This is a genomic window from Bradyrhizobium sp., assembly GCF_050014615.1.
Classification (GTDB): domain Bacteria; phylum Pseudomonadota; class Alphaproteobacteria; order Rhizobiales; family Xanthobacteraceae; genus Bradyrhizobium.
Genome location: NZ_JBEKCZ010000008.1, coordinates 1 through 25,478, shown reverse-complemented (window position 1 = coordinate 25,478; position 25,478 = coordinate 1). Strand labels below are relative to the sequence as shown.

The following is a 25,478-nucleotide window of genomic DNA, read 5'->3' as shown; positions in this document are numbered from 1 at the left end:
CGATCGGAAAGTCAAGGGCGATTCCCGGCGTCCCAAGGATACGCAATGCATGCTTCCAAAGTGACCGTTTCCAAAACGATTGATAGTCTGGATGGGCGTTCCCGCATCCTTGCTGCAGCGCTGCAAATATTCGCGATATCCGGCTTCGAAGGTTCCAGCCTGCGCCAGATCGCCCAGCACGCAAGCGTGCAGCACCAACTTGTCGTTTACCACTTCAGGACGAAGGACGCCCTATGGCGCGAGGTCGTGTCTTCCATTTTCGAAGAGAGTTGGAGGGAACAAGGTCTTTCGTATTGGGCTGAAAAGGTGAGGATTCAAGGGGCGGCCAGCGCGCTGCGCGAGATGCTGCGGGCGTTCGCCTTGTTCACGGCCAAGCGCCCCGAATTGCATAGACTGTTGTCCTTTGAAGGGCAGGCAGACAGCGAGCGCCTCGACTGGTTGATCGAAACCTACATACGCCCGCACTACGAGATTTCCACCGCCGCTATTCGGGCAGCCCAGAAAGCCGGCATGGCGAGCCGCGGTGATCCTGGGCGGCTGCACTATGCAGTGATCGGCATCATCACCACCGGTCTTGTTTTCTCGAAGGAATACGGCCGCATGACCGGACTCGATCCGTTCTCTCCGACCGAAGTCGAGAAGACCGTAGAACTAGCGTGCGGCTTGCTCGGGCTGCCCGCCCCAAAGGGGCGACGTTCGACGCCTGCCCGACCCAAGGCATAACGCCGCCGAATGCAGGTCCCGTTCATGGCAAGCAATGCTTGCCGTGCGCTGGCTGAAGTAGCGACGGTCGCATTTGATAAGCTGTTTCACGTAGCGACCCGCGATGTCCGCATTCGTCCGCCAGAGGAAAATTACTCTTGGAAAGATGCGCGGCTGAAGCACCGTTAAAATTCAATTTAATGGTGTCGGCGGACTACGAACCTACATCAGCTTCACGTGCATCGGTGATCAACAGTCATGTTGATCGCGTGTTCGATGGAGTCTCGGCATGAAAAATCTTTCCGTTCTTTGCGTCGCCCTTTGCGTCAGCTTTTCCGCCACCGCAGCGTTTGCCCGGGGCGGCGGCATGGGATCGTCCCATATGTCCGCAACCGGCGGCGCCTTTGGCAGCAGCGCTGCTGCGCCTGGCACTAACTCGTTGGGTACGGCGCTTTCGTCATCCGGCATCGGCCGTGGCCCCATCAAAGGGCCGCTGCTTGGCACCAGTCCCGCCATCGACCGTGAAGAAGCGAAGGTCGACAAAATGATGGAGTCGATCTGTCGAGGCTGTTGAAGAGCCGCACCTCGGCTGAGCAGACGACGGCAGAGTGAACGAGCCGCGAGGGAAGCCCTGATCCTGGGTCGCCACGCTCGGAGGTCCGACCGTGCTGGATATGGTCTCTTTCATCGTCGATTCTTATCCGTAGCCGGCCATCGGGTGCGGCTTGAACAGCCGGCGCTTTTCCACCACCAGCACGACCGCCAGGGAAGCCAGCGTGCCGAGGAAAAAACCCGGTCACAAACGGCAACAGCGTGCCGTTGTAGCCCTGGCCGATCGTGATGCCACTTGGTCGCATCCTCTGCGGCTTCGTCGGCTTGGCAGCGACGCTGACCGACAGGCTTCAGGCCGCCCCCTTGATGACGTAGTCACCGGGAACGCACTTGATGCGGCCGATCGTCCATTGCTCGCCGGCAAAGATCGAACGCCCTTTCCAGTCGGCGATCGCGGCCTGGGAGAGCATGCAGGTCTGCATGGGCATGTCGTCCTTGACGACGATTTCCTCGCGGCAAACCGGCTGCGGAATGCTGGCCAGCGTGTGGCACATCATGGCGACGACGGTGATTTGCATGTTGGTCTTTCTCCACTGCGCTGGGCCGAAATCAAGTTGCCCGAGCATCGCGCTACTGTCCCTTCATTGTGCGGACTATGTTCAGATAAGAGCCAACCCCACTGTCACCATTAAATCGTTTGTTAGGCGCGATGTACCAGCACTCTCGATGTGGTGAAGATGGTTCTGAGTGGTGACGCGACCGCTTGAAGCTTCATCGCGTGGCTCTTGATCAACGCGGCACCGGTCGCCCTCACGGCAGCGGAATGGCAGCAGCGGTGAAAGATCCGGATTCCCCGGAGGCGCTGCTATTCCTTCTTGAGCACGTCGATGGGGAAGCTATCGGCGTTCACCTGGCCACTCCCGTCGGTCCAAAAGCAATCCACTTGATTGCCCTTGATACCCTTAACGGTCATCAATGGCCCTCCTGAACGCAGCCTGACAAGATCGCCGCCCTTGAACGCAGAAACGGCCTGGTTCTGCGGTGCTGTGTTTGACGGAGTGGAAGTGGAAAAGGCTGGAGCCAGGGGCATACCAAGCACAAGTGTAGCTGCAATTGCGATCGCCGCCGGTTTCGTGGACCCGAACATATTAAACTCCATTACGTTGGTTTCGTTGCTGATTACGGTGATACTGGTCTTGGCCTTTTTGGCCACGGTAGCCCCACGCAGTTTGTCGTGCCGTCGATCTGCTGGGCAACCGTGCTGCAGGGAATCTTGTTAGACCTGGACCATAAGCGCGGATGTAACCGTTGGTGTTGCGGTTTGCCCCAACGCCGGCGCTGCTAGAACTGCAACGTGACCTCGGTGAATGCCCGTTCCATGGCCAAGGTAACCGCGGCGAATGCCCGCCATGTAACCTCTGGCAAAACCTTCGATGCGAGCTCTGCCGAAACCGCCGATGCGGCCTTGGTCAACGCCTCCCGTGCGCGCTCCTCCGAAGCCGCCCACGTAAGCTCCGATGCGAGCTCTGCCGAGATCTCCGATGTGGCTTTGGTCAGCACCACCCGTGCGGGCTGCTCGGAAGCCACCTACGTAAGCTGCGATGTGACCTCTGCCAAAACCACCCATGTGACCTCCGCCTCCGCGTGCCTGTGCAGCAGTAGCAAGAAGGCTGCCGGCAAGCGCAGCACTTGCTAAGACCATCATCACTCGCCGTCTCATGACATTCTCCTCTGGAATGGACGGAACCGTCCGCCACGGGCTTTGTCGGACGCTGGCGCGTCCGGGGAAAACAAATGCCGTCGTCGCGATGGAGTGAAAATGGGAAACCTGTTTGGCGCCTCAACTAAATTCAGGTTTATGAATCTGAATTGAACATCTGCGTGACAGGTCGGACGCAAAGGTACGCGTGCCGCGCGCGAAGGGAAATTGCGCGCGCTGGCCATCACCTCGATCAGGCGCTCAGTCCACCCGATCTGCCGACCCCGGCAGAATCCGGATTCCCTGGCTTCGAGGCCGTGCCGCGGTTCGGCCTGCTCGCGCCGGCCGGCACGCCGAAGGATGTTCTGGATAAATTGCAGAGCGAACCCGTCAAGGCCCTGGCGATGCCGGAGGTGCGCAAGAAATTCGACGAACTTGGCATCGATCCGTTCGGCAACCCCTATGAAATTTGTGACGCATCAAACCACACGCCAACTCCTTCAAGACAAACTGTTGCGTCGACCGGTTGAGACCGCCCCCAGTAGCAAATGACCTGCAGCGATTGACCCGAGCTGAATTCGCGGTCGGGCCACCCGTCCTTGGATGGCTTATGGGCGTAACCTCACGGCGCAATGTCTGCGTTCACCTGCAGGGTGAACTGAAACGTGGCGCCGTGGGGTACGTTTGCCGTGGCCCAAAGCCGGCCACCATGGCCTTCCATGATCGAACGGCCAGATCGAGAGTCCCATGCCCATGCCGCTGGATTTGGTGGTGAAGAAGGCATTGAACAGCCGGTCCGCATTTTCGGCGGAGATCCCGACGCCGCAATCCGTCACACTTACGAGCACATGTTGGGTCTCGTCCTGGCCGGATCGGATCATTAGTTCGCGTGGCCGATCCGTGACCGATTGCATCGCTTCGATGCCATTCATCACCAGGTTGATAATCACCTGCTGCAGTTGGACACGATCACCCAGGATCATGGGTAGAGCCGGTGCCAACTCCGTCCGCAACGACACCTGGTGGCTGATCAACTCACGCTGCACCAGCGCGATGATCTCCCTGACGACGTCATTGATGTTGAGCGGCACCTTCTCAATGCTGGTCTTGTTCGCGAGCGCCCGGACGCGCTGGATCACCTCACTCGCCCGATTGCTGTCGTCTATTACCCATTCCACCGAGCGGCGCGCTGCGTCCAGGTCAGGAGCTCCGCGATCGAGCCAGCGCAGACAGGCCTCGGCGTTGGCGATGACGGCGGCGAGCGGCTGGTTCACTTCATGGGAGATTGAGGCCGCCAGCTGCCCCATCGTCGTGACGCGATTGGCGTGCGCGAGCGCTATTTGCGCTTCGCGGTATCGCCGCTCGCTCTCGCGCAGCTCCTCCTCCGCCCGCTTGCGCTCGGTCAAATCGAGCACAAAGGAGACGCCCTGGTCTCTGCGTTCGTTGAAGGTCGCTCCGCCGAGAAGCACGGGCACGCGGCTGCCGTCTTTGCGAAAGTACTCCTTCTCGAAAGCTTTGTAGCTTCCGGTCGCCCTGAGCTCTACCACAGTCCGTTCGTGAGTGTAGTTCCATTCGGCGGGTGTCATCGCAGACCAGCGGAGTCCACCCGAAACGAGATCGTCGCGGCAGTACCCTACCATGTGGAGAAAAGCTTCGTTGGCCTCGATAATGCGGCCTTCAAGATCCCACATGATGATCCCGATGATGTCAGATTCGACCAGGCGGCGGATCTTGGCCTCTCGTTCCTGGAGATCGCTGTACAGACGGGCGTTCTCCAGCGAGATCGCCGCTTGCGACGCCAGCAGTTCCAGTACCGAAATCCGGGCGGGCGTGAACACGTGCGATGCCAGCTTGTTCTCGAGATAAAGCACCCCGATCAGCTTGGCCTGCTTCACCAGGGGCAGGAAGAGGACCGACCGGGCGTGCTTCTGACGGATGTACTCATCCGCCGAGAACGGATCCTGCGCAAAGGCGCCATCAATGATCACGGCGGCGGTGAAGGGGAGCTGCCCCGTCAACATTTCGTAGAAGGTGACTCCTAAAGAATAGAGATCGCTCCGGGAGTCCACCGAGCGGTTCATCCTGCCGGTTTGTTCCGGCGCCATATAGGCGAGGGTCCCCGCGATGACCCTCCAGCGGCGCTGGGGCTTGATGCTCGCGCGGCAGACGCGAGGCAATGCCAAACCCTGTCAGCCACAAGCCGCCGCTTGCCGGGTCCGCCAGGATATTTGCCGGCTTGATGTCCTTATGGATAAGGCCTCGCTCATGCACCCGGCGGAGCGCCCCCGCGAGAGGGATCGCGATGCGCAGGAAATGCGATACGTCCAGTGGCCCGCCAAGCAGTCGATCGAGCGGAGCGCCGCCGGGATCCTCAAGCACGAGTGTCATACGACCGTCGTGATGCGTCAGCGCGACCGGTCGCGCCGCCCAGTGAGCGTCAAGTTCGGACTTGAGCGCTTATTCGTGTTCGAGACGCTGGATACAACCGGGCGAGGTATCATCCGCGGCCACAAGCAGGATTGGTGACAAGCCTGTGCCAGAGCCGCGGTAGAGAGCAACATCGCCCTCCCGCAGCGGCGAGACTACGTAGCTCGAAAGCTCGTTCACCGGGGGCCTCTTGTCAGGAGGACACTTGCTGCCTCGATTAGGATACGTTTGCCTCAGGCCGTCAATCCGAAAACAGACGTCAAGAATGCGATCATATCAGGATCGCTGCCATATTAAGACTGGACGATGACGAGAACGGCGCCGGCCTGCTGCTCGTAGAGGCGAGATGTTTTGTCGAGGAGGATTACCCCAACACCTTAAAGCAGAATTTAATGGCTCCGGCGGGCCGCGAACCTACCTCACTTGGACATTCGGGCAGGAGACGTTCAATGAATATCAATCTTACGACGAATACTGATCTGGCAGGAACCAGAGTTCCTGACAGCAAGCTCGCGCGCGAAATAACGGAACTGGTGCGAGACACCGAATCCCCGCTGCTGTTTCACCATTCGAGCCGCGTCTATTATTGGGGAGCTCTGGCAGGCAAACGCCGTGGATTGAGATTCGATCCCGAACTGCTTTATGCAGGCGCGATGTTTCACGACATGGGCTTGACCCATCACCACAGCAGCATGGATGAGCGCTTCGAAGTCGACGGCGCGAATGCTGCCCGTGATTTCCTGCGCAGCCATGGCATCGCGCAACAAGATATCGAAACGGTCTGGACGGCGATCGCCCTGCACACGACGCCCGGCATCCCGCAGCACATGCACCCGGTCATAGCTCTGGTAACGGCCGGCGTCGAAATGGACGTACTTGGCATAGCTTATTCCGAGTACAGCGACGCGGAGCGCGAGGCGGTGGTGCATGTACATCCGCGTACCCCGCGTTTCAAAGAAGACATCATCCAGGCCTTCTACGACGGCAACAAGCACAAGCCGGATACGACCTTCGGCAACGTCAACGCGGACGTGCTCGCGGATAAGGGCCCGCACTTCGCCCGCGTCAATTTCTGCAGCGTGATCCGGGGATCCGCCTGGCGAGGGTAAATCTCGCCGCGTCCTCCAATCAGGGAGATTTCCGGAGGATCGGCCTGCGATGTCCGAAGCAGCGAAGCGATTTACCAGTACCACCGGTTCGCCGGTCGCTGGCGACACCAATATTATGACAGCCGGTCGGAGCAGGCTGGCGCCGCTTTGGGATATGGCTGATCGGCGCATCGCGAAGCACCCTCAGAGGGACGGGACGGCTAAACGATATGCCAGCCCTGCCGGATGCGTGTTTTAACCCCTTGTGGCCTAGTTTGAATGTGGCGGGGGTGCGGCTTTAGTAAACGTCTTCGGGTCCATGAGCGCGGCCAGGCCCTTCGCTGGTCGACCGACCACCTCAAGCCCCAGTGGATATAGGATGCCGATGGGGCCAAAGAAAAAACAGAGCATTGCCGCGGACACTACAAGCCCGACCAATAGCCCAAGAGCCGTAATTTGATCCTGTGTGTACCGAAAACTTAAACCCGGACGTAGTGATGGTGAAGTCCACCAAGTATCGCTTGTGAACTGATGCTTCCGGTGCGCTGAACCGGGCGAGAAGCCGGAGCGTCTTTGTCCAATGCTCGATGCGTTCTGATGTCGTTATAATAGCGTGCGTAAGATCGCAGGATCCGACCCAGATGGGCCTCACCCAAGACGATGATATGATCCAGGCACTCGCGGCGGACCGACCCGATCAACCGTTCGGCGAAGCCATTCTGCCAGGGCGAAGCTGGTGCGGTAGGCTTGTCCCGGATGCCCATGGAGCGCAATCGGCGTGTGACGACGCTGCCATAGATCCGGTCCCGATCGCGGATGAGGTAGCGCGGAGCCTCATCCCAGGGAAATGCCTCGGTTATTTGACGAGCAACCCATTCTGCCGTCGGGTTTGTTGTGACATTGATCCAGACCACGTCCCTGCGGTCGAGCCGGACGATGACGAAGGCATAGAGCAGGTCGAAACCGATGGTTGGAACAACGAACAGGTCCATGGCGGCAATGTCCGGCGCGTGGTTACGCAAGAAGGTTCGCCACGCCTGGCTGGGCGGCCTACATCGTTTGATCATGTACTTGGCGACGCTCGACTGCGCGATCTCAAACCCGAGCTTGAGCAGTTCGCCGTGGATGCGTGGCGCGCCCCAAAGCGAATTTTCAACGCTCATCCGCCGGATCAATACGCGTAGCTCTGTGTGGATCTGCGGTCGCCCTACCCGTAGGCGCGACTTCCAACGCCAGTAGCTGCGAAAGCCGACCCTGTGCCAACGAACGAGTGTCTCGGGCCGGATGATTGCGAGAACCTGCAGGATTGAGGGAAACCAGCGATACAGCTGGATAAGGAACCAGCGATCATGGTTCGTGAGCCGGACGCGACCAGGCAGCCTGCGCTTCAAGACGATCAACTGATGTCGAAGCACCGCATTCTCAGCCTCAAGCCGCATCTTCGACTTGAATTGCGAGGCCAGGACGGCCAGGACGAAACAGAGCAAACCGATCATTCGGCCAGCTTAGGCGATTCCATCACGGCATCAACTCGAATAAGGTTTTCGGTACACACAGGCATGGCCGGCGGCAGATTTTATGGTTTGGCGTCACATCGCATCCAACCGCGGAATGGATCGCAATCAGATCACGGAAGCGTGCGGCTGGGAACAAGCTCCCCGCTATCTGATCCGCGACCGGGATAGGGCTTATGGCGAGGTCTTCATCCAAAGATTGCGATCAATCGGCATTCGCGATCAACCAAACATCGCTGCGCTCCCTATGACAAAACGGATATGCTGAGCGGTTGATCGGTTCAATCCGACGAGAATGTCTTGACCACGTTGTTGTGTTCGGCGAGCGGCATCTTCGTTATGTGCTGCTGTCGTACATGAAATACTACAATGAGGTCCGCACGCATTTGTCCTTGAACAAGGATGCTCCGGCGCCGCGCCCCGCTCAGAGCGCTGGACACATTCTTCGCCGTCCGATCTTGGGTGGATTGCATCACCAATATGTCCCGATATGATTTGCGACAGGCACAGGGCCTGGGTCCGGAAGCATCGCCCGATAACGATCGGTGCTCCGCCACTGCGCATACAGTGTGACCATGTGCCGTCTGTGCTGCGATGGAGGCTGGCGGAAACAAAGCCCCGGCGCCCGACGGATCGAAACCTCTGGATTTCTGTTAGAAGTTCAATGAGCCGTCGCCGGTTGCCGTAATGCAGGAGGCAAGTATCGATTTTCGAGCCCAATTGACTTTTTTGTCGATTTTGTAACAGTCTGTGGGTCTTGCTGTTTTGGCCGGAGACAAAAAGGCGGGGCGGGCAATCTTCGATCTCGCTCCCACATCGTTCTACCGCTCCCTCGAGGACAACATGGCGTTGAAGAAAGCTACCCGCTCTGACGCCGGTCACCGGGTGGTGACGACTCTGGCGTCGAGTATCGAAGAGCGGTTGCGCCGCGATCTGATCTCGGCGGCATTCATGCCGGGAGAGAAACTGGCGATCGACGTGCTTCGGGAAAGGTACGGAGCCGGGGCAAGCCCTGTGCGCGAGGCTCTCAACCGCTTGTCCGCAGAAGGATGGGTACTGCTGTCGGACCAACGCGGTTTTCGCGTTCCGTCGGTATCCGTGGATCAGTTGGAAGAACTCACCCGTACACGATGCCTTCTCAACGAAGTCACGCTGCGTGAGGCAATCTTCCGGTCGGACAGCGAAAGCGAGGAAGCGATTGTGGTCGCGCTGCATCACCTATCACGCACGCCATCGCGCGCTCCCGACGACCCGAAACAGATCAATCCAGAGTGGGAGGCGAGACATCGCGCGTTTCATGCCAGTCTCATTGCCACGTGCGGCTCGCGTTGGCTCATCGACCTCGATGCGATGCTGTTCGAACAAGCGGCGCGATACCGGGCTCTGTCTGCTCGCTCCAAAATCGGCCGGGATGTCCAGAAAGAGCACCAAGCCATCGCGAACGCGGTAATCGCCCGCAATGTTGCCGAGGCGGTCCGCCTGGCGAATGCCCATATCACGCATACGTCGACCCTGGTTTCGCAGGTCACGCGCCGACATGAACCCGCCTGAAGCCGGTAAAAGCTGGCGAAAGAGCGCTATTACGGTGATTTTAGCCCCCACTTGAAAATCGATGTTTTATCATATATTGATATATCATCGATTTTTCGGAGGGCGGCCATGCGGCTTGTCAGCTACGCGTTTGGTTCGAAGTCCGCCCTGGGAATTCGCGTGTCCGAGGGAATTCTGCCGCTGGCGGACTTAGTGCCCGGCCTTCCGGATAATCTTCCGGCGCTGCTCGCCCTCGGCCCTGTAGCGATGACGCGGATCGGCGAAGCCCTCGGTCGCGCCGCGCAGGTGAGGCCGCTCGACGCCGTCACGGTCCGTCTGCTGCCCCCGATCACGCAGGCCGGGAAGATCCTGTGTCTCGGCCTGAACTATGCGGATCATGCGACCGAATCGAAGCAGGCCCGTCCTGATTTTCCGGTGGTCTTTCTCCGCGCCAATACGTCTCTGGTCGCCCACGGCGAGGCGATCGTGCGGCCGTTGCAGTCGTCGGCGCTGGATTTCGAAGGTGAACTGGTCGCGGTTGTCGGCCGCACTGCGCGGCGCGTGATGCGGGATCACGCGCTCGACTACATCGCCGGTTATTCGGTCTTCAACGACGCCTCCATTCGCGACTATCAGCTACGAACGCCGCAATGGACGGTCGGCAAGAATTTTGACGGCAGCGGAGCGTTCGGCCCGGACTTCGTTACCAGCGATGACGTGCCGGCCGGCGCGTCGGGATTGGCGATCGAGACCCGCCTCAACGGTGTGCTGATGCAAAGTGGCAACACGCGCGACATGATTTTCGGCGTCGCGGAGACGGTCGAGCTGTTGTCCGCCTGCATGACCCTGGAAGCAGGTGACGTGCTGGTGATGGGGACGCCGGCAGGTGTCGGTGCAGCAAGGAAGCCGCCGGTCTGGATGAAGCCCGGCGATGTCGTCGACGTGACGATCGAAGGCATCGGCACGCTGTCGAATCCGATTGTCGCCGAAGTCGAGAAAGCTGACGCGGCGTGAGCGCGACGGCGACAAGCCGACAGCGTTCCCTCCGTTTTGGGAGCACGGTTCAGGTTGGTCTCCGATGAAGACAACGCAGGTTCTGATCGCGGGTGGCGGCCCGGTGGGCTTGATGCTCGCAAAGGTGCTGACGCAGTTCGGCGTCAAGGTCATGGTCGCGGAACGCAACACCACCACTACCCGATATCCCAAAATGGACATCACCAACGGCCGCAGCATGGAGCTGTTTCGCCGATTCGGATTGGCCGACGACCTGCGCAAAGTCGCGGTGCCCGAGCATCATCCTTTCGACGTGTCGTGGATCACGTCGTTGGCCGGGCACGAGCTGCATCGCTTTCGCTATCCCAGTCCGGAACAGTCCCGTCGGTCGATCCGCGAGACCAATGACGGCACGCAATCGCGCGAGCCCGGAATGCGGGTCTCGCAAGTCGAGATCGAGCCGGTTTTGAAAGCCGCGGCGGAGGCCAGTCCGGGCGCCAGCGTGCGGTTCGGATGGACGTTTGATGATTTCGAACAGGATGAGGCCGGGGTCACGGTAACTTTACGGAATACCGAAGACGATGGTACCGAGACTGTTCGCTGCGACTACCTGGTCGGCTGCGACGGCGGCGGCAGCCGCGTTCGCAAGCTGCTCGATATAGCGCTCGATGGCGTGCCTCGGGTCGGTCTTTTCCAGATGGTTCATTTCCGCTCGGGCGCGCGCGAGATTCTGCAGCGCTGGGGAATAGCCTGGCATTACCAATCGCCGTTCGGCACGCTCATTGCGCAAAACGACAAGGACATCTGGACCGTCCACGCGCGACAGGATCCGGCGGTCGCAACGGATGAAATCGACCCCAGCGCCGTTCTGAAGAAATTCGCAGGCGCCGCGTTCGACCACCAGGTCCTTGATACCAATTCATGGACTCCGCATTTGCTATTGGCCCAGTCTTATGGGCGGGGGCGGGTGTTTCTCGCTGGCGACGCAGTCCACCAATATATTCCAACCGGCGGCTACGGCATGAATACCGGCATCGGCGACGCCGTCGACCTTGGATGGAAACTGGCGGCGACGCTTCGCGGCATCGGTGGCCCGGAATTGCTGGCCTCGTACGAGCGCGAACGGCGTCCGGTCGGCTTGAGGAACCGGGAGGCTTCGGCGGGGCACACCAAGGTCAGGCTCCGAATTGCGCAGAGCTACAGGAGCGATCTCGACTCCGCGCAGCCCATCAGCGACGAGCGTCGCGCCGAGATTTCGGCCGGTATCATGGAGCTCGGAAATGCGGAGAACGAGAGTTACGGCGTCGAGTTCGGCTACGTCTATCATCAGTCGCCCATTGTCGCGATCGAGCAAGATATCGAACCACCGTTGGATACACTCCATTACATCCCGACCACCATGCCGGGCGCACGGTTGCCAAGCGCCTTTCTGAAGGATGGCAGCGCGCTGTTTGACAGGCTCGGACCCTGGTTCACGCTCGTCAATTTCGGCAAATCGGATCCAGGGCCGTTTGTCGCCGCCGCAGGAAAAGCCCGCATTCCGTTGCAAGTATTAAATCTCGAGGAATCGTCGCTTGAACGCGTCTACGGCAGGGATGTGCTTCTCGTCAGGCCCGACCAGCATATTGCATGGCGTGGACCCGAGAACTCGGCTTCTGACGCCGGAAGGATTCTCGCTCACGCGCTTGGATGGGGACCCCTGCAATGAGCGGTCTAAAGATCACGGTGGTGGGCGGTGGAATTGGAGGTGCCGCGGCCGCTCTTGCCCTGACACGTGCCGGATGCGACGTGCACGTCTGCGAGCAGGTCGCAAGCAAGACCGAGGTAGGCGCCGGGATTCAGGTGAGTCCTAACGCAACCCGCCTCTTGCATCGCTATGGTCTCGCTGACGCCTTGCGCGCTCGCGCGGTCAAACCCAGGCATATTGAAGTCCGACGCTGGGATGACGGTCGAATTCTGTCGCGCGAGGAGTTGGGGGACGTAGCCGAAGAGGCATTCGGTGCGCCATACTACCATTTTCACCGCGCGGACCTGTTGTCGATCTTGAGTGATGCGCTGCCGACGGGCCGGGCTCACTCTGGTCGCCGCTGTGTTGACGTGGTTCAGACCAAGGATGGCGCGAGGACGATCTTCGACGATGGATCCACCATCGACAGTGACGTCGTCGTCGGTGCGGACGGAATTCATTCGGTCGTCCGCAAGATTCTGTTTGGGGATGAGCGCCCGAGATTTTCCGGAAATGTCGCCTATCGGGGTCTCGCGCCAGCCGATCGTCTAGCGCATCTAAGACTTCGGCATAACGCCACGAACTGGATGGGGCCGGGCGGACACTTCGTGCACTATTTTGTGTCGGGTGGTCGATTTGTGAATTTCGTGGCGGTCAGCGAGCAGGCAAAATGGGAACGCGAATCCTGGAATGACCGCGGCGAGATCGAAGATGCAAAGAAGTGCTTTGCCGGTTGGCATCCCCAGATTCACGAAATCCTTGGAGCCGTCGACGAGACATTCAAGTGGGCTCTGTTCGACCGGGTTCCCCTATCGAGATGGGGTGTCGGACGGGTGACGCTGCTCGGTGACGCTTGCCATCCGATGCTGCCCTACATGGCGCAGGGCGCCGCCCAGTCAATCGAAGACGGCGCCACACTCGCGGCCTGCCTCGCCGGAATTGGGCCCTCCGGAGTCATCGAAGCGTTGACAAAATACGAAGAGTTGCGCCGGCCCCGTACGGCAGCCATTCAGTTGGCGGCGCGGGGCAACGCAGTGACGTTTCACCTTCCAGACGGCGCCGAACAAGAGAAACGCGACATCGAAATGAGCGCGCGGACAGGACTATCGCCGAGGCGCGCTGCGATCTTCGGCTTTGACGCTGAAAGACTGCAAATCATGCCACAATCGTGAGCTTTCGGGCCTGCCATAGGTGACGCCGAATAGAGCAGGCGCGACGCAAAGGAGTAACGGATGTCGAAAGCATTTCAACTGGGCTTCGTCGAGTTGGGCACGCAGCAGATTGAGCGCGAGCTTCGCTATTATACGGAGATCATCGGAGCCAAGGTGACCGAAAGCGAAGCGCACGGGTCGGCGTATCTCAGTTTGGGTCTGGACCATCACAATATCGCGCTGCGTGCGTCGGCGCAGACCGGGATGCGCTGCATCGGACTGCAAGTCACCAAAGACATCGCAATAGAGGATTGGGCGGCGCGCATCAAAGAACACGGATTGAATCCGTCGATAAAGACTGACGCGCGGCCCGGCGTATCAAAACTGGTGGAGGTCGTCGAGCCGGGTGGCCATCTGCTGCAGATCTATTCGGAGATGAGCCTGCCCGCGCCCGGATTCGGAGCGCGTGGGATCGTGCCCAACAAGCTGGGTCACGTCGCCCTCATGTCTCCCGAAGCTCAGAAATCCGCGAAGTTTTTTGAAGACGTGCTCGGTTTCTCGATTACGGATCGGATCGAGCCTGCAGCGACCTTTCTCACCTGCAACCGTGATCATCATGTCTTGAATTTGATTGCGGCTCCTTTTCAAAAGCTTCATCACATAGCCTTCGAACTCAAGGAACGAAGCCAACATCACGCTGCAGCCGACCTGCTGAGCTCAAATCAGATCCCCGTTGTCTGGGGTCCTGCGCGGCACACCGCGGGTCACAATCTCGCGTCGTATCACTTTGATCCCGACCAGGTGCTGGTTGAGTTCTACGCCGACATGGACGTCTTCATTCCCGAATTGGGCTGGTTTGAGCCAAGGCCGTGGCACGAGACGTTGCCTCTCAGACCTCAGGTCTGGCAGCGCGGAACGCTGACGACATGGGGCACCAAGTACGATTTCGATTTCCGTAAAGCATGAGCGGGCGAAGAGCCTCCGATCCGCGATGGCTGTGCGCCCGGCCCGGTCGGAATATCAGGTCTCACGACCGGGCGACGTTGCCAGGTCAAAAAAATTCAGCGGATGCGCAATCATCCGAGGAGATCAATACGTGAAAATAATTTTTCCGTTGCTGGTGGTGGTGACATGCGTGGCCGGAACCATCGCCGTGGCGGGCCCGCAATACGGTCCCGGCGTGACGGACGCGGAAATCAAGCTCGGCCAAACCGTGCCCTATAGCGGAAACGGCTCGCCAATCGGAATCCCAACGGCCGGCGCAACGCGTGCGCTGTTACAAAAGGTGAACCAGGCGGGCGGAATCAACGGCCGGAAAATCAATCTGCTCTCTTTGGACGATGCCTTAAGTCCCCCAAAGACCGTCGAACAAACGCGGCGGCTTGTGGAGTCGGACGAGGTGTTGGCAATCGTTGGTTCGTTGGGCAGCGCACCGAATGCTGCGACGCAGAAATATCTCAACGGCAAGAAGGTGCCCCAACTCTTTATTATGTCGGGATCATCTCGGTTTCTTGCGCCAAAAGAGTTTCCTTGGACGATGCCATGGCCGGTCTCGTCGGAAAGGATTGGCGAAGCGTACGGCCGTTATGTCAGGCAGGTAAAGCCAAACGCGAAAGTGTCAATCATCTATCAGAATGACGAATACGGCCGCGAGGGAGAGAAGGGAATTCGCAAAGGCCTGGGTGCTGAAGCAGACAAGCTCATCATTGCAGAACGTACCTATGACCTAACCGATCCGACCCTCGATTCGCAGATCGTCAGCCTGAAGGCGAGCGGGGCCGACGTTCTGTTTCACGTCAGCATCTCGAAGTTCGCCGCACAGGGTTTGCGGAAGGTGAATGAACTTGAATGGGAGCCGATTCAGTTTGTCGATGTGCCATCTGCATCGATCGCCGCGACCTTCAGGCCTGTGGGCTTGGACAAGGCAGTTGGCGTGATCTCTGCAACTTACTTCAAGGATCCGCAGGATCCTAGATGGAAGGACGATCCTGCGGTTGCGGAGTACATTGCGACGATGAAGACCTTCGCTCCCGACATAGACCCGTACGACAGCAATGCGCTGTTCGGCTATTCAGTCGGCGAATCGCTCGTTGCGGTCCTCCGCCAATGCGGAGATGACCTGTCGCGAGAGAACCTAATGCGACAGGCAACCGATCTCAAGCAAGTCCCTCTGTCACTGCTTCTGCCTGGTATTACGCTGAATACGACAAGCGAAGATTATGCCCCGATCAAGCAGCTTCGTCTGATGCGGTTCAATGGAACGAGTTGGGATCCGTTCGGTGAGACAATGACAATACCCTAGTGCCTCTCCATCGCGCCGGATTTGTAAAAATAAAGCTCACGCGCGCGGGCCTCCGTGGGCTGTGACCGTCGATGCTTTTTGGACCGCAAATTCTGCCCTGAATTTTGGCTTGTAAATGTATATCAGATGATATATATTTATATTTGAGCCGCGCTACAGACGAAGCCGTGCAGATATCCGGTGTTGAAATAGCGGTGAGGTAGTCAAAGTAGCTTTGAAAAGGCCGCTGGAAGGGCGCGAGGACAACACATGAAAATGACGTTGGAACAAGTCGCGGCCAAGGTCGCGTCTCAGAAGGAGTTGCTTCCTTCCTTGTATGGTGACGTGGATTTTGGCAGCACGCCGCAACGGTTCACGGATGACTTGCGTGATGAATCCGTGCTGCGTGGCGAGCTGGTCGGAAAGCGCGCCGAGATTCTCTCGGACAAGGAGCAGGTCGGCCGCATTCGTGCTTACACGATGCTGGGAGATATCGTGGCCGATGCCTATGCCGCGCTTATGCCGGAATACGGCTTCAAGGGTTTGACCGCGATGCTGGCGGATGCCTGCGACCGCGGTGTCGAGAACGTGGAGGGCGCTCCGCAGGAATTGATCGCCTTTATTCGCGATATGGAACATATCCCGGATTGGCTGGATATGAATCTTGTCCGCGAGGGCGCGCGCATCGACCGCAACTCCGCTGTCAATTTTTCACCTTATGTCGTTCGCGGCGCATTCATCGCAACGTTCATGAACAAGTACGCCGCACTGCCGATGGCATTGACCGGCACCTTGTCCAATCAGACGGCGGCAAATCGTGTCAAGGAGACCGCGAGCTTTTTCGCGACGACGGTTCTCCCTGGTGGGCTCGATCGTTACGGTGCCGGATTCAAAGCGGCTGCGTTGGTAAGGCTGATGCATTCGATGGTGCGCTTCAATGCGCTCAGGCGTTCGAAGCAATGGGATATCCGGATCTATGGCATACCGATACCGCAGGTGGATCAGATGCCGGCGGGGCTAATCCCGATCTTTCTTTTGGCTTCCAGCGTTCTCAGCAAGGGTCGCAAGGAGTTTACCCCCCAGGAGCGGGCTCGCGTCGAATTGGCGCGTTACCGGTGCTATCTGCTGGGCTTGCCGGAGGATCTTCTCGCCGATACCCCGCAGGGAATAGTTAAGGTCATGTCGACACGGCACGCGACCCTCCGCAACGGCTATGACGACAACACCTGCGGAGAACTGCTTCGCGCCACGATGGCGGCCTATCTTCCCTCGGACAGATCGGTTGGGAGCCGCATTTTCAACTCAGTAGAGCAAAGTTTTGCGAAAGTGTTCTTTGTTAGGACCTTCTTATCCGGAGATGAAAAGAGGGCAGCCCAGATAGGCGTCCATCTGAGTCTGAAAGACCGTTTGCAGTTTGCAGCCGTCGGCCTCTTCGTCTTTTCGCGGATGGCGGCCTATTCGTTCGCCATGCGCATCCCGGGAATTGCCGGACTCGCGGATCGGATACTGATTCGAAAATTGAACGTTCTGCTGAAGGGGTATGGTCACGCGGAATACACCACTGACGTGACGAAGTACAAACCTGCAAGTATCAAGGCGGCGGGCGCGTAAAGTACGATTATCGCCGGCTGCTGAGAGCCCGGGGCGAAGATCTGATTAAAGTAGGATCGATTTGATGCAGAAGGCGTTTCACGCAACGTGCATCTGCTGGCTGCGGTGAACAGCTTTTGGCTGTTGGGCTCGTTCGAATCCTGTAATAGACGGAGGTAAATGAGGCCGCGCGATATGTTTTCGGGAACGTTGAGCCGAAAATGCTCGGTTTCGACGCTTGACGAGACCCAAAATGCCGCAGCGAACCCGTCCCCGCTCCGCGAAGCGCGCTTTAAAAGTTCGATCGAAAAAGCTTCCGCGCGTGCCGAAGGCGGCGGTCGACGGCTATCAAAAGGGCAAAGAAACCCGGACTCGGATTCTCGAAGTCGCGCTGAAGACATTCGGTAATGAGGGATTCAAGGGCGCAACGACCCGGCAGATCGCCGACGATGCAGGCGTCAACCTGCCGGCCCTCAAGTACTATTTCGGTGGCAAGGAAGGCCTGTATCTGGCTTGTGCCCACGAGATTGCGGCCCGCTATGGCCGGTTGATGCTGCCGGTTGCCAACACAGCGCATGCGGCCCTGGCTTCGCAAATGGATGCCGCAAGCGCGCGCAAGCATATCAAGCTGGTATTCGCGGCGTTGGCGGAGTTTCTGCTGGGCACCAGCGAAACACGCCTCTGGAGGCTGTTCGTACAGCGCGAGATGGCCAATCCCGGTCCTGCTTTCGAGATTCTGTACTCGCAACTCTGGAAACCGGGGGTGGAGCTGTCTGCTGCCCTGATCAGTCGCGTTCTCGGTCAGCAGGCGACCACGCAAGAGGGGCGTCTTCGCGCGCTTCTGCTGATCTCAAGTCTTGCAGCATTCGATACCGGAAGCCATGTCGCGGTACGCGTCTTGGGTTGGCCGGACTTGCGGGAGGAACGCCTTGAACTGGTGAAGAAAGCGATTCACGATCAGATCGACCTGATTTAGGTTAGATGACAAAGTGCCCGCTGCGGTCGCAGGCGGCGCTGAGCGCTGTCAGAAATCGTATTGTTCGTTTGTACCGGAGAACTCGTGCCCCTGCGAAATCCGTCGATGCGCCAAAACACCTCGTCCAGGCTGTCGAGATCGAGAGAACGGCGAAGCGATCCGTCGTCCTTCCGACGGATCACCGCGTCCGCGGACGCGTCAAGCATCTGCATCGCGGGCCTCTGACCGACCGCGGGCGACCGCCATGCGCTCATTTCCGTTTCGGGGTGAGATCGGCTGCGTTCGGTGCCACCAGCGCCTCGATCTGCGCGCGGATTTCCGACCGGCCCGAGGGCCGTGTAAGCCGCGGTGCGGCCTTGGCACGACGAACGCCGGGAGATGCGCGAAGGGCCTCCTTGACCATCGCTTCGATTGCGCTACGGGTCGTGAGGACTTTGCCCGCGATGCGTGCGACAGCCAACTGACCGTCCCTTTGCGCCGTTCGCAGAGAAGCAGGTTTGATCGGGCCGTCGGGCCAGAACAGCGACGCGGCCTCGCGGAAGCTCATAAATTCGTCCTCTCGCCATTGCGCGGGGTCGGGGCGCTGCCTGACTCGTTGCGGGATACCCTGACAGCATGCCGGCAGATAAGGACTGTCGACGGGCGTTCCTTCGCACGCGAGGAAGAAAGCGAACATAGAGATTCGCCGCGCCAATTAACCTCCGTGTCGCTGCGACAATGCAGTGCCAACCTTAGCCAAGTGGCTGCCTTCTACTGACCACTTCTAGCGCGTAAGGGACCTCCGACGCGATGCCGGTGGTCGACGGTTAGAGCTCGATCTGCTCGGCGATATTTAGAGCGTCATCTACCTCAATCCCGAGATATCGGACGGTGCTCTCCAGCTTCGTATGGCCGAGGAGGAGTTGCACTGCGAGCAGGTTGCCGGTCTTGCGATAAATCTGGGCGGCCTTCGTGCGCCGCATCGAGTGCGTGCCGTAAAAGGCCGACTCCAAGCCAATGCTTTCAACCCAGCGATGCAACAGCCGAGCATATTGGCGGGTGGATATGTGAGGACCTGCATGAAGTCGACTTGGGAAGAGATATCGGGAACCGGTGGCGCGGAGCATTGGTAGCCAGGCTTCGACGGAACTCCCCGACTGCTCCGTGATCTCGAATTGAACTGGTCGACCTGTCTTCTTTTGGACGATTGTTGCTCGATGCCGAACATTGGCGCCCGAGCAAATGTCGTCTACTGCACGACGTGGCGGCCGGGCCCGACCCAGTTCGACGAGACCAAACGAGCGAGACGAGACGGGAGGACCTCCATCGGGATGACGCCGCGCCATGCGACGAGACCCGAAAATTCCGCGTTGTCCGACCCATGCAGTCCGGCGCGGATCACGGAATGAATCCCGTCCGCGCCGATCAGCCCGTCGCCTTCCGCGGTGCTGCCATCATTGAACCGAAGGACAACGCGCTCGCCGACGACCTCGAAACCCACGGCGCGATGTCCCAGCCGGAGTGCGCCAGGCGCTGTTGTCGTAACCGCATCGGACAGTATGTCCAGCAGGTCCGGCCGATACATCGTGACGTAGGGATGCCCGTAAGTTTGAACCGATACGGTGCCGAGATCGAAGGCGGTCCACGCCTGGCCGGTGTTCCACATCCGGATCTCGCGACGCTCCGGATGCGCCGCCTCTTCCATGATGCGGGCGGATAGGCCGAGTTCCCGGAAGACGAGCATTCCGTTAGCGCTGATTTGCACGCCGGCGCCGACCTCCCGGAGTATCGGCGCCTGTTCGTATATCTCGACCTCGAAGCCGCGCTTAATAAGGGAAAGCGCTGCCGTCAACCCACCTATGCCGCCCCCGGCCAAAATGATCTTAGGTTTTTCGGCTTTTTCCAAGCTCGCTACCTTTCGTTGGTCTAGTTCTCTTATGCCGGCGGGAACGAGCGATATTTAGACCCGATCAGGACCGATCAGGCGATTTTTCCGCGCGCCGTGTTCGCCGCAGACCACCGGCGTTCAATCTCCTGTACCGCCTGCTTCATGTCTGCCAGGTACCTGCGTGCTGCCAACTCGGGCGTCATCGATGTTGAGAAGAAAATCAGATTCAAACTACCGAGCACAGGGCCCGCGCCTCGGATTGGCAGCGCAATGGCACTGATGCCTGCCTCCGACCCGCCAACAGAGGAAGCGTAACCGTCTTTTTTGGTCTGGGACACGATATCCTCGATGAAGTGGCGATCCTTTGCGAGGGCAGAATCTTCATCGACAAGAGACGCCGTCATCTCGAGCATCTCACGACGCAGTGCGGGCGACGACGCGGCGAGCGCCGCTCGTCCCAGCGCGCTCCTTACCAGCGATCGGCGGCGCCCCACCATCGACCGATGGACCGAGAATGGGCTGAAGGGGTGGGTGCTCTCTCGGATCAGCATCGAGCCCAGTTCGAAGACTCCGAAATCGCTCGGCCATGATACCTCGTCGAGCAGGCTGAACATCGCCGGGAGCGCGGCCTGGCTTGACAGGTCGCGCGAGGAAACGCCCTCACTCAACGTGCGCACTTGCGGGGTGAGACCGAAAAGTGCGTTGGTTTCGTCGAACGTCACGTAGCCGGCTACCCGCAAGGTATCGAGCAGGCGATAGCAAGTTGTCCGGTTGAGACCGGTCCTCCTTGCGAGCTGCACGACGTTCGACGGCCCGCTGGCATTGAGTTCGCCGATCAGTACCAACCCACGAGAAAGCGCCCTAACATTACGGTGCATGGCTTGTCCGGGAAGTGTTCGCAGAGTGAACATTTCACAGACTCCTGTGGAATCCAAGTCCGATAGACGGCAATCCATAAGCTGCACGTCCAAAAAGGGCGGCGATGGGGGAGGAAATGATGGTTCATTCACGCGTTCATTCATGTGCGGCCGTATGCTTGGCGCTGGCAGTCTCGGTGGCATCTGCGGTGGCGCAGACCGCCGGCGGGACGCCAAATTTGAGCGGCGGCAAGGTGAAAATCGGCGTGCTGACCGACATCGCCGGTCCCACGGCCCTGGCGAACGGCAAGGGCTCTGTAATCGCCGCCGAGATGGCCGCCGAGGATTTCGGAGCCGGCCTCAACGTCGAGGTGATCTCGGCCGACCACCAGGGCAAGCCCGATATTGGATCGCAAATTGCGGCACGTTGGTTCGACGTTGAAGGTGTCGACGCGATCAGCGACATGCAGGGGTCGCCAATCGGTTTTGCCGTGCAAAATTTGGCGGCACAGAAGAACAAAATTATGTTGCTATCGGGCTCGACCTCGTCGGATTTCAACGGCAAGGCTTGCTCGCCGCTGACGGTCCAGTGGACGGTCGACACCTACAACCTGGCGAAAGGCGCGGCGAAGGCCGTGACCGAGGCTGGTGGCACGAAGTGGTACTTCCTGACGGTCGATCAAGCTTACGGTCACGCCTTAACGAGGGATACGTTGGAGCAGTTAAAGCTCAACGGCGGGCAGGTGGTGGGCAACTCGGTGTTTCCGCCAAATACATCCGACTTCGCATCGTTCCTGCTCACCGCATCCAATGCCGGAGCCAACGTCATCGCGATCGCGGCTTCGAGCGGCGATACGGTGACTGCGTTAAAACAGGCCGATGAGTTCGGCCTGAGCGCGAAGGCCAAGGTTGTTCCGTTGCAGTCCGTACTGACCGATATGCACGCGGTCGGATTGAAGATCGCGCACGACGCTTACGAGGTGTCTCCCTTCTACTGGGATCGTACGCCGGAGACGCGCGCCTGGGCGGAGCGCTTTTATACCAAAGCCAAGATCATGCCGACCAGCTTCCATGCCGGCGTCTATTCGTCGGTCGCGCACTATCTCAAGGCCGTTAAGGCGACGGGCACGGACGATGCGCCGACGGTCATGAGGCAGATGGAAAAAGAGCGGGTCCACGACTTCTTCGCGAGCGACGGCTACATACGCGCCGACCGCAAGATGATCCACGACATGTATCTGCTTCAGGTCAAGAAGCCCGGAGAGAACAAGGGCGACTGGGATCTCTACAACGTCGTGCAGACTTTGCCGGGAGAGTCCGTCAATCGTCCCCTTGCCGAGAGCCAGTGTCCGCTTGTGAAAAAGTAGCGGCGAGCAATCTGTAACCATCCTCATTCGGCGTTTGAAGGAATCCAATCATGTCAGTCGCCATCGTCTGCGCTTCCCATACGCCCCTTATGTATCGGGGACCCGCCAGCAATGAAACCGAGCAACGCGTTCGAACGGCGTTCGAGCGGCTTGGAGGCTTCGTGAAGGAGTTTGCGCCCGATTACGTCATCCAGTTCGCACCCGATCACTTCAACGGTTTCTTCTACGATCTGATGCCATCGTTCTGCATCGGTGCGGGCGCGGTATCCCTCGGCGACTGGGGAGGGGGGACGGGTCCGCTGGACGTGCCGGAACAGACGGCTCTCGATCTTGTGGACCATGTACGCGCTGAGGACTTCGACGTCGCGGTGTCGTACCGCATGCCGGTCGATCACGGTTTCGTCCAGATGTGGGAAGCGGTGCTGGGCGATTTCAAATCCATCCCGATTCTGCCGATCTTCGTGAATGCCGCCGCACCTCCCGTTCCGACGTACCGCCGGGCCCGGCAGCTTGGCGAATCCGTCGGCCGGTTCGCGATGCGTTCAGGCAAACGGGTGTTGTTAGCCGCATCGGGTGGCCTGTCGCACGATCCGCCGCTGCCATCAATGAAGGACGCCGCGCCCGAGATCCGTGAGCGCCTGATCAACGGACGTAATCCGTCCCCGGAAGCCAAGGAGGCGCGCGAGAAACGTGTGTTCGAGGCGGCTATTCTCGCTGAAGCAGGCAATGGACCCTGCATGCCACTCAACCCGGAATGGGACGAAGAGGTCATGGAGATCCTGCGTAGCGGCCAAATCTGGCGGGCGGACGCGCTCGATACCCATAAAGTGCGCGCGGCGGCCGGTCGGGGCGCCAACGAGGTCCTCGCTTGGGTCGCCGCCTTCGCCGCGTTCTCAGCGGGCGGACAGTTCACCATGGAGCAGGAATTCTACGAAGCGATTCCCGGTTGGATCACCGGCATGGCCATGATGGCCGCAAGGCAAACGGACATCTCTCACTAGAGATTTTCCCGAGCGAATGCGAAGAGCAACCGCGGAGGTCGACATGGCATACGAAACAGACGTGCTGATCATTGGGGCCGGCCCGACCGGTTCGACCACGGCTCTCGCGCTGGCGAATTGCGGCGTGGGCTGTCACATCGTGTCGCGCGGCAACTGGATGGCCGATAGCCCGCGCGCGCACATCACCAACCAACGTGCCAACGAGGTCTTCCGCGATCTTGGAATCTCGGAGGACGTTGCGCGATACGCGAGCCCGTGGGAGCTGATGGGCGACACGACGTTCACGACCAGTCTTGCCGGTCCCGAGCTCATCCGCATGCGGACTTGGGGAACCGGAGACGACCGGCGGGGGGACTACCTTCGAGCAAGCCCGTGCGGCATGGTGGACATCATCCAGCCGTTGCTCGAACCCATCCTGTTTCAGAAGGCAGCGGAGAAGGGTGCAACGTTCGCGTTCAACACCGAATACATCAGGCATGAGCAGGATTCCCGCGGCGTTCTCGCTACACTGCGCGACCGGTTGGATGGACGGGAGTACACGGTTCGGGCGCGGTACATGGTCGGCGCCGACGGCGCGAGGTCGTCGGTGGTGGAGCATCTCGATCTGCCCATCGAAGGACGTACGGCGCGCGCGGGCACGGTCTACACGATCTTCAACGCCGATCTCTCCAGGTACAGCAAACATCGTCCCAGCATCCTGAACTGGATCGTCACGCCGGACGCGAGCTTCGGCGAGATCGGTATGGGGCTTCTCCGCGCTGTGCGGCCGTGGACGCAATGGATCGCCGGTTGGGGTTTCGACATCAACAAGGGGGAACCGGATCTCTCCGCAGACAGTGTCCGTCAAAAAATCCGGGTGCTGATCGGAGATCCAGCGATCGACCTCGATATCGTAAGGACGTCGATCTGGTACATCAATCAAGCGTACGCGACGCAGTATTCCAAAGGGCGCGTGTTCTGTGGCGGCGACGCCGTCCACCGGCATCCTCCGTCGAGCGGTTTGGGCAACAACACCTGCGTGCAGGACGGTCACAATCTCGGTTGGAAACTCGCCTACGCGGTCAAGGGATGGGCCGGCCCAAAGCTTCTGGAGAGCTATTCGCTGGAGAGGGCGCCCGTCGGAAGACAGGTCGTACTGCGGGCCAACCAGTCGCGGCTCGACTATGCTCTGCTGAAGGCCTGTTTTCGGATCCAGGGGGCTGAAAATCCAGTAGCTGCCGGAATTGCGCGGTTCCGCGATCCTGGTCCAGAGGGCGTCGCCGCCCGCAAGGCTGCTCAGGTAGCCCTCGACCTCAAGCAGACGGAATTCAATGCCCAAGGCGTCGAGATGAACCAGCGGTACGAATCTTCGGCCGTTATTCCGGACAAGGAGGTCGAGCCCGAAATATGGCGGCGGGACCGCGACCTCTACAATCAGCCGACGACGCGACCGGGGGCCAAGATCCCGCACGCATGGCTCGTCGGTTCGGACGGTATTCGCATGTCTACGCTGGACGTGACCGGAAAGGGTCTCCTGACCGTTGTGACCGGTCTCGCCGGCGACGCATGGAAGGACGCGGTGCGCCGCCTCGATCTTCCCTTCCTGCGGATCGTCGTGACGGGTTCGCTAGAAGTGCAGGACCTGTACTGCGAGTGGCAGCGCATCCGCGAAATCGACGAATCCGGAGCGCTGCTTGTGCGGCCGGACGGAGTGATTGCTTGGCGCGACAAGGAAGCGGCGTCCGACGTCGACGATGCTGAGGAAAAGCTGAGCGCAGCGATCCGTGCCGTTCTCGACCTGCCGAACCTCTCCGCGATCCCGCGAGATCAACCCGAGCCATCGATACCCAGCGGCACACCGCTGTTCGCCTGACAACCAGCCAGCGGTGCGTCGCAAACGGCCGCTGCGCGCCGGCGACGTCGTGCTCTCTGGGAGCCCTAGGCTGGCGGTGAATGCGAGAGCCTTTCGAGGCCAACATCGCCGGCCTAGGGACTGTGTCCGCCCGGCGCCTAAGGCCCCCGTAACAAGCTGTGAAGAGACTTGGCCTACCCGCTTCTGTCGAGGTTTTCGGCTGCCGGGATGCAGGTCTATCCACGCGCTGAGGCGGCCGGCGGCCGAAAAGCGCCAAGGCACGAAGTCGCGGGAGGTTGAGCACCGGCAGGGCAGCGGGCGCTATG

The 25,478-nt window shown here is 59.7% G+C and carries 23 protein-coding genes and 4 pseudogenes; 17 read left to right on the top strand and 10 right to left on the bottom strand.

Annotated features, from left to right (window positions below; genetic code table 11):
• Positions 1 to 45 precede the first annotated feature (45 nt).
• Entirely contained in the window at positions 46 to 723 is a 678-nt protein-coding gene (locus tag ABR948_RS02465; protein ID WP_428113825.1) for a TetR/AcrR family transcriptional regulator, read from the top strand.
• Between the two features lie 268 nt (positions 724 to 991).
• A complete protein-coding gene (locus ABR948_RS02460) occupies positions 992 to 1,276 on the top strand; it encodes a hypothetical protein (RefSeq protein WP_428113823.1) in 285 nt (94 codons plus the stop codon).
• 328 nt (positions 1,277 to 1,604) lie between these two features.
• On the opposite strand, the gene ABR948_RS02455 is transcribed toward ABR948_RS02460, so the two are convergent.
• On the bottom strand, positions 1,605 to 1,832 hold the full coding sequence (locus ABR948_RS02455; RefSeq protein ID WP_428113821.1) for a hypothetical protein: 228 nt from the start codon (positions 1,830 to 1,832) through the stop codon (positions 1,605 to 1,607).
• 287 nt (positions 1,833 to 2,119) lie between these two features.
• Entirely contained in the window at positions 2,120 to 2,467 is a 348-nt protein-coding gene (locus ABR948_RS02450; protein WP_428113819.1) for a YodC family protein, read from the bottom strand.
• A gap of 165 nt (positions 2,468 to 2,632) precedes the next feature.
• Here ABR948_RS02450 and ABR948_RS02445 point away from each other — a divergent pair, with 165 nt between their 5' ends.
• Positions 2,633 to 2,950 carry a hypothetical protein gene (locus ABR948_RS02445; RefSeq protein WP_428113818.1) on the top strand — a complete coding sequence of 106 codons (318 nt, stop codon included), beginning with the start codon at positions 2,633 to 2,635 and terminating at the stop codon, positions 2,948 to 2,950.
• A gap of 185 nt (positions 2,951 to 3,135) precedes the next feature.
• Complete coding sequence (locus ABR948_RS02440; RefSeq protein ID WP_428113817.1) at positions 3,136 to 3,483, top strand: tripartite tricarboxylate transporter substrate-binding protein; 348 nt, start codon at positions 3,136 to 3,138, stop codon at positions 3,481 to 3,483.
• A gap of 78 nt (positions 3,484 to 3,561) precedes the next feature.
• On the opposite strand, the pseudogene ABR948_RS02435 reads toward ABR948_RS02440, so the two are convergent.
• The 3 pseudogenes from ABR948_RS02435 to ABR948_RS02425 form a co-directional block, all read right to left on the bottom strand.
• Positions 3,562 to 4,944, bottom strand: a pseudogene (locus tag ABR948_RS02435) (GAF domain-containing sensor histidine kinase); the annotation flags it as partial.
• 63 nt (positions 4,945 to 5,007) lie between these two features.
• A pseudogene (locus tag ABR948_RS02430) lies at positions 5,008 to 5,058 on the bottom strand (hypothetical protein); the annotation flags it as partial.
• 112 nt (positions 5,059 to 5,170) lie between these two features.
• Positions 5,171 to 5,341, bottom strand: a pseudogene (locus ABR948_RS02425) (serine/threonine protein kinase); the annotation flags it as partial.
• 488 nt (positions 5,342 to 5,829) lie between these two features.
• Here ABR948_RS02425 and ABR948_RS02420 point away from each other — a divergent pair.
• Positions 5,830 to 6,489 (top strand): HD domain-containing protein, encoded by a 660-nt coding sequence (locus tag ABR948_RS02420; RefSeq protein WP_428113816.1) that lies wholly within the window; start codon positions 5,830 to 5,832, stop codon positions 6,487 to 6,489.
• 458 nt (positions 6,490 to 6,947) lie between these two features.
• Here the strand turns inward: ABR948_RS02420 and ABR948_RS02415 are convergent, their stop codons facing one another.
• On the bottom strand, positions 6,948 to 7,964 hold the full coding sequence (locus tag ABR948_RS02415) for an integrase core domain-containing protein (RefSeq protein ID WP_428113814.1): 1,017 nt from the start codon (positions 7,962 to 7,964) through the stop codon (positions 6,948 to 6,950).
• A 281-nt stretch (positions 7,965 to 8,245) separates the two neighbouring features.
• On the opposite strand from ABR948_RS02415, the pseudogene ABR948_RS02410 reads away from it, so the two are divergent.
• The 9 genes and pseudogenes from ABR948_RS02410 to ABR948_RS02370 all read left to right on the top strand — a co-directional run.
• A pseudogene (locus ABR948_RS02410) lies at positions 8,246 to 8,476 on the top strand (integrase core domain-containing protein); the annotation flags it as partial.
• 349 nt (positions 8,477 to 8,825) lie between these two features.
• On the top strand, positions 8,826 to 9,533 hold the full coding sequence (locus ABR948_RS02405) for a GntR family transcriptional regulator (protein WP_428113813.1): 708 nt from the start codon (positions 8,826 to 8,828) through the stop codon (positions 9,531 to 9,533).
• A gap of 108 nt (positions 9,534 to 9,641) precedes the next feature.
• Positions 9,642 to 10,526, top strand: coding sequence for a fumarylacetoacetate hydrolase family protein (locus tag ABR948_RS02400; protein WP_428113811.1), 885 nt, complete (start codon positions 9,642 to 9,644; stop codon positions 10,524 to 10,526).
• A 64-nt stretch (positions 10,527 to 10,590) separates the two neighbouring features.
• The gene (locus tag ABR948_RS02395) at positions 10,591 to 12,213 is read left to right on the top strand and encodes an FAD-dependent monooxygenase (RefSeq protein WP_428113809.1); all 1,623 of its coding nucleotides are present in this window, start codon (positions 10,591 to 10,593) and stop codon (positions 12,211 to 12,213) included.
• On the top strand, positions 12,210 to 13,403 hold the full coding sequence (locus ABR948_RS02390) for an FAD-dependent monooxygenase (protein ID WP_428113807.1): 1,194 nt from the start codon (positions 12,210 to 12,212) through the stop codon (positions 13,401 to 13,403). The genes ABR948_RS02395 and ABR948_RS02390 overlap by 4 nt, the downstream gene beginning before the upstream one ends.
• A 60-nt stretch (positions 13,404 to 13,463) precedes the next feature.
• Complete coding sequence (locus ABR948_RS02385) at positions 13,464 to 14,348, top strand: VOC family protein (protein WP_428113806.1); 885 nt, start codon at positions 13,464 to 13,466, stop codon at positions 14,346 to 14,348.
• A gap of 130 nt (positions 14,349 to 14,478) precedes the next feature.
• Positions 14,479 to 15,684 carry an ABC transporter substrate-binding protein gene (locus ABR948_RS02380; RefSeq protein WP_428113804.1) on the top strand — a complete coding sequence of 402 codons (1,206 nt, stop codon included), beginning with the start codon at positions 14,479 to 14,481 and terminating at the stop codon, positions 15,682 to 15,684.
• Between the two features lie 249 nt (positions 15,685 to 15,933).
• A complete protein-coding gene (locus ABR948_RS02375; protein ID WP_428113802.1) occupies positions 15,934 to 17,274 on the top strand; it encodes an oxygenase MpaB family protein in 1,341 nt (446 codons plus the stop codon).
• A gap of 232 nt (positions 17,275 to 17,506) precedes the next feature.
• On the top strand, positions 17,507 to 18,229 hold the full coding sequence (locus ABR948_RS02370) for a CerR family C-terminal domain-containing protein (protein ID WP_428113800.1): 723 nt from the start codon (positions 17,507 to 17,509) through the stop codon (positions 18,227 to 18,229).
• Between the two features lie 250 nt (positions 18,230 to 18,479).
• Here the strand turns inward: ABR948_RS02370 and ABR948_RS02365 are convergent, their stop codons facing one another.
• The 4 genes from ABR948_RS02365 to ABR948_RS02350 form a co-directional block, all read right to left on the bottom strand.
• Positions 18,480 to 18,905 carry an Asp23/Gls24 family envelope stress response protein gene (locus ABR948_RS02365; protein ID WP_428113799.1) on the bottom strand — a complete coding sequence of 142 codons (426 nt, stop codon included), beginning with the start codon at positions 18,903 to 18,905 and terminating at the stop codon, positions 18,480 to 18,482.
• Positions 18,906 to 19,035: 130 nt separating this feature from the next.
• Positions 19,036 to 19,554: a tyrosine-type recombinase/integrase gene (locus ABR948_RS02360; RefSeq protein WP_428113798.1), complete on the bottom strand. Its 519-nt coding sequence runs from the start codon at positions 19,552 to 19,554 to the stop codon at positions 19,036 to 19,038.
• The gene (locus ABR948_RS02355) at positions 19,458 to 20,114 is read right to left on the bottom strand and encodes an FAD-dependent monooxygenase (protein ID WP_428113796.1); all 657 of its coding nucleotides are present in this window, start codon (positions 20,112 to 20,114) and stop codon (positions 19,458 to 19,460) included. Before ABR948_RS02355 ends, ABR948_RS02360 begins: the two co-directional genes overlap by 97 nt.
• 74 nt (positions 20,115 to 20,188) lie before the next feature.
• Positions 20,189 to 21,007 (bottom strand): IclR family transcriptional regulator domain-containing protein, encoded by an 819-nt coding sequence (locus ABR948_RS02350; RefSeq protein ID WP_428113794.1) that lies wholly within the window; start codon positions 21,005 to 21,007, stop codon positions 20,189 to 20,191.
• 125 nt (positions 21,008 to 21,132) lie between these two features.
• Between ABR948_RS02350 and ABR948_RS02345 the strand changes: the two genes are divergently transcribed.
• Genes ABR948_RS02345 through ABR948_RS02335 form a run of 3 tightly spaced genes read left to right on the top strand, consistent with a single transcriptional unit; the run spans position 21,133 to position 25,173 of the window.
• On the top strand, positions 21,133 to 22,320 hold the full coding sequence (locus ABR948_RS02345; protein ID WP_428113792.1) for an ABC transporter substrate-binding protein: 1,188 nt from the start codon (positions 21,133 to 21,135) through the stop codon (positions 22,318 to 22,320).
• A 50-nt stretch (positions 22,321 to 22,370) separates the two neighbouring features.
• On the top strand, positions 22,371 to 23,321 hold the full coding sequence (locus tag ABR948_RS02340) for a 3-carboxyethylcatechol 2,3-dioxygenase (protein WP_428113791.1): 951 nt from the start codon (positions 22,371 to 22,373) through the stop codon (positions 23,319 to 23,321).
• 43 nt (positions 23,322 to 23,364) lie between these two features.
• Positions 23,365 to 25,173: an FAD-dependent monooxygenase gene (locus ABR948_RS02335; RefSeq protein WP_428113789.1), complete on the top strand. Its 1,809-nt coding sequence runs from the start codon at positions 23,365 to 23,367 to the stop codon at positions 25,171 to 25,173.
• The last annotated feature ends 305 nt before the right edge of the window (positions 25,174 to 25,478 follow it).

Excerpts from the sequence above, each read along its gene's own strand:
- ABR948_RS02465 (WP_428113825.1), top strand. The coding sequence starts at position 46 with ATGCATGCTTCCAAAGTGACCGTTTCCAAAACGATTGATAGTCTGGAT.
- ABR948_RS02460 (WP_428113823.1), top strand. The coding sequence starts at position 992 with ATGAAAAATCTTTCCGTTCTTTGCGTCGCCCTTTGCGTCAGCTTTTCC.
- ABR948_RS02455 (WP_428113821.1), bottom strand. The coding sequence starts at position 1,832 with ATGCAAATCACCGTCGTCGCCATGATGTGCCACACGCTGGCCAGCATT.
- ABR948_RS02445 (WP_428113818.1), top strand. The coding sequence starts at position 2,633 with ATGGCCAAGGTAACCGCGGCGAATGCCCGCCATGTAACCTCTGGCAAA.
- ABR948_RS02420 (WP_428113816.1), top strand. The coding sequence starts at position 5,830 with ATGAATATCAATCTTACGACGAATACTGATCTGGCAGGAACCAGAGTT.
- ABR948_RS02415 (WP_428113814.1), bottom strand. The coding sequence starts at position 7,964 with ATGATCGGTTTGCTCTGTTTCGTCCTGGCCGTCCTGGCCTCGCAATTC.
- ABR948_RS02405 (WP_428113813.1), top strand. The coding sequence starts at position 8,826 with ATGGCGTTGAAGAAAGCTACCCGCTCTGACGCCGGTCACCGGGTGGTG.
- ABR948_RS02400 (WP_428113811.1), top strand. The coding sequence starts at position 9,642 with ATGCGGCTTGTCAGCTACGCGTTTGGTTCGAAGTCCGCCCTGGGAATT.
- ABR948_RS02395 (WP_428113809.1), top strand. The coding sequence starts at position 10,591 with ATGAAGACAACGCAGGTTCTGATCGCGGGTGGCGGCCCGGTGGGCTTG.
- ABR948_RS02390 (WP_428113807.1), top strand. The coding sequence starts at position 12,210 with ATGAGCGGTCTAAAGATCACGGTGGTGGGCGGTGGAATTGGAGGTGCC.
- ABR948_RS02385 (WP_428113806.1), top strand. The coding sequence starts at position 13,464 with ATGTCGAAAGCATTTCAACTGGGCTTCGTCGAGTTGGGCACGCAGCAG.
- ABR948_RS02375 (WP_428113802.1), top strand. The coding sequence starts at position 15,934 with ATGAAAATGACGTTGGAACAAGTCGCGGCCAAGGTCGCGTCTCAGAAG.
- ABR948_RS02370 (WP_428113800.1), top strand. The coding sequence starts at position 17,507 with ATGCCGCAGCGAACCCGTCCCCGCTCCGCGAAGCGCGCTTTAAAAGTT.
- ABR948_RS02365 (WP_428113799.1), bottom strand. The coding sequence starts at position 18,905 with ATGTTCGCTTTCTTCCTCGCGTGCGAAGGAACGCCCGTCGACAGTCCT.
- ABR948_RS02360 (WP_428113798.1), bottom strand. The coding sequence starts at position 19,554 with ATGGCGCGGCGTCATCCCGATGGAGGTCCTCCCGTCTCGTCTCGCTCG.
- ABR948_RS02350 (WP_428113794.1), bottom strand. The coding sequence starts at position 21,007 with ATGTTCACTCTGCGAACACTTCCCGGACAAGCCATGCACCGTAATGTT.
- ABR948_RS02340 (WP_428113791.1), top strand. The coding sequence starts at position 22,371 with ATGTCAGTCGCCATCGTCTGCGCTTCCCATACGCCCCTTATGTATCGG.
- ABR948_RS02335 (WP_428113789.1), top strand. The coding sequence starts at position 23,365 with ATGGCATACGAAACAGACGTGCTGATCATTGGGGCCGGCCCGACCGGT.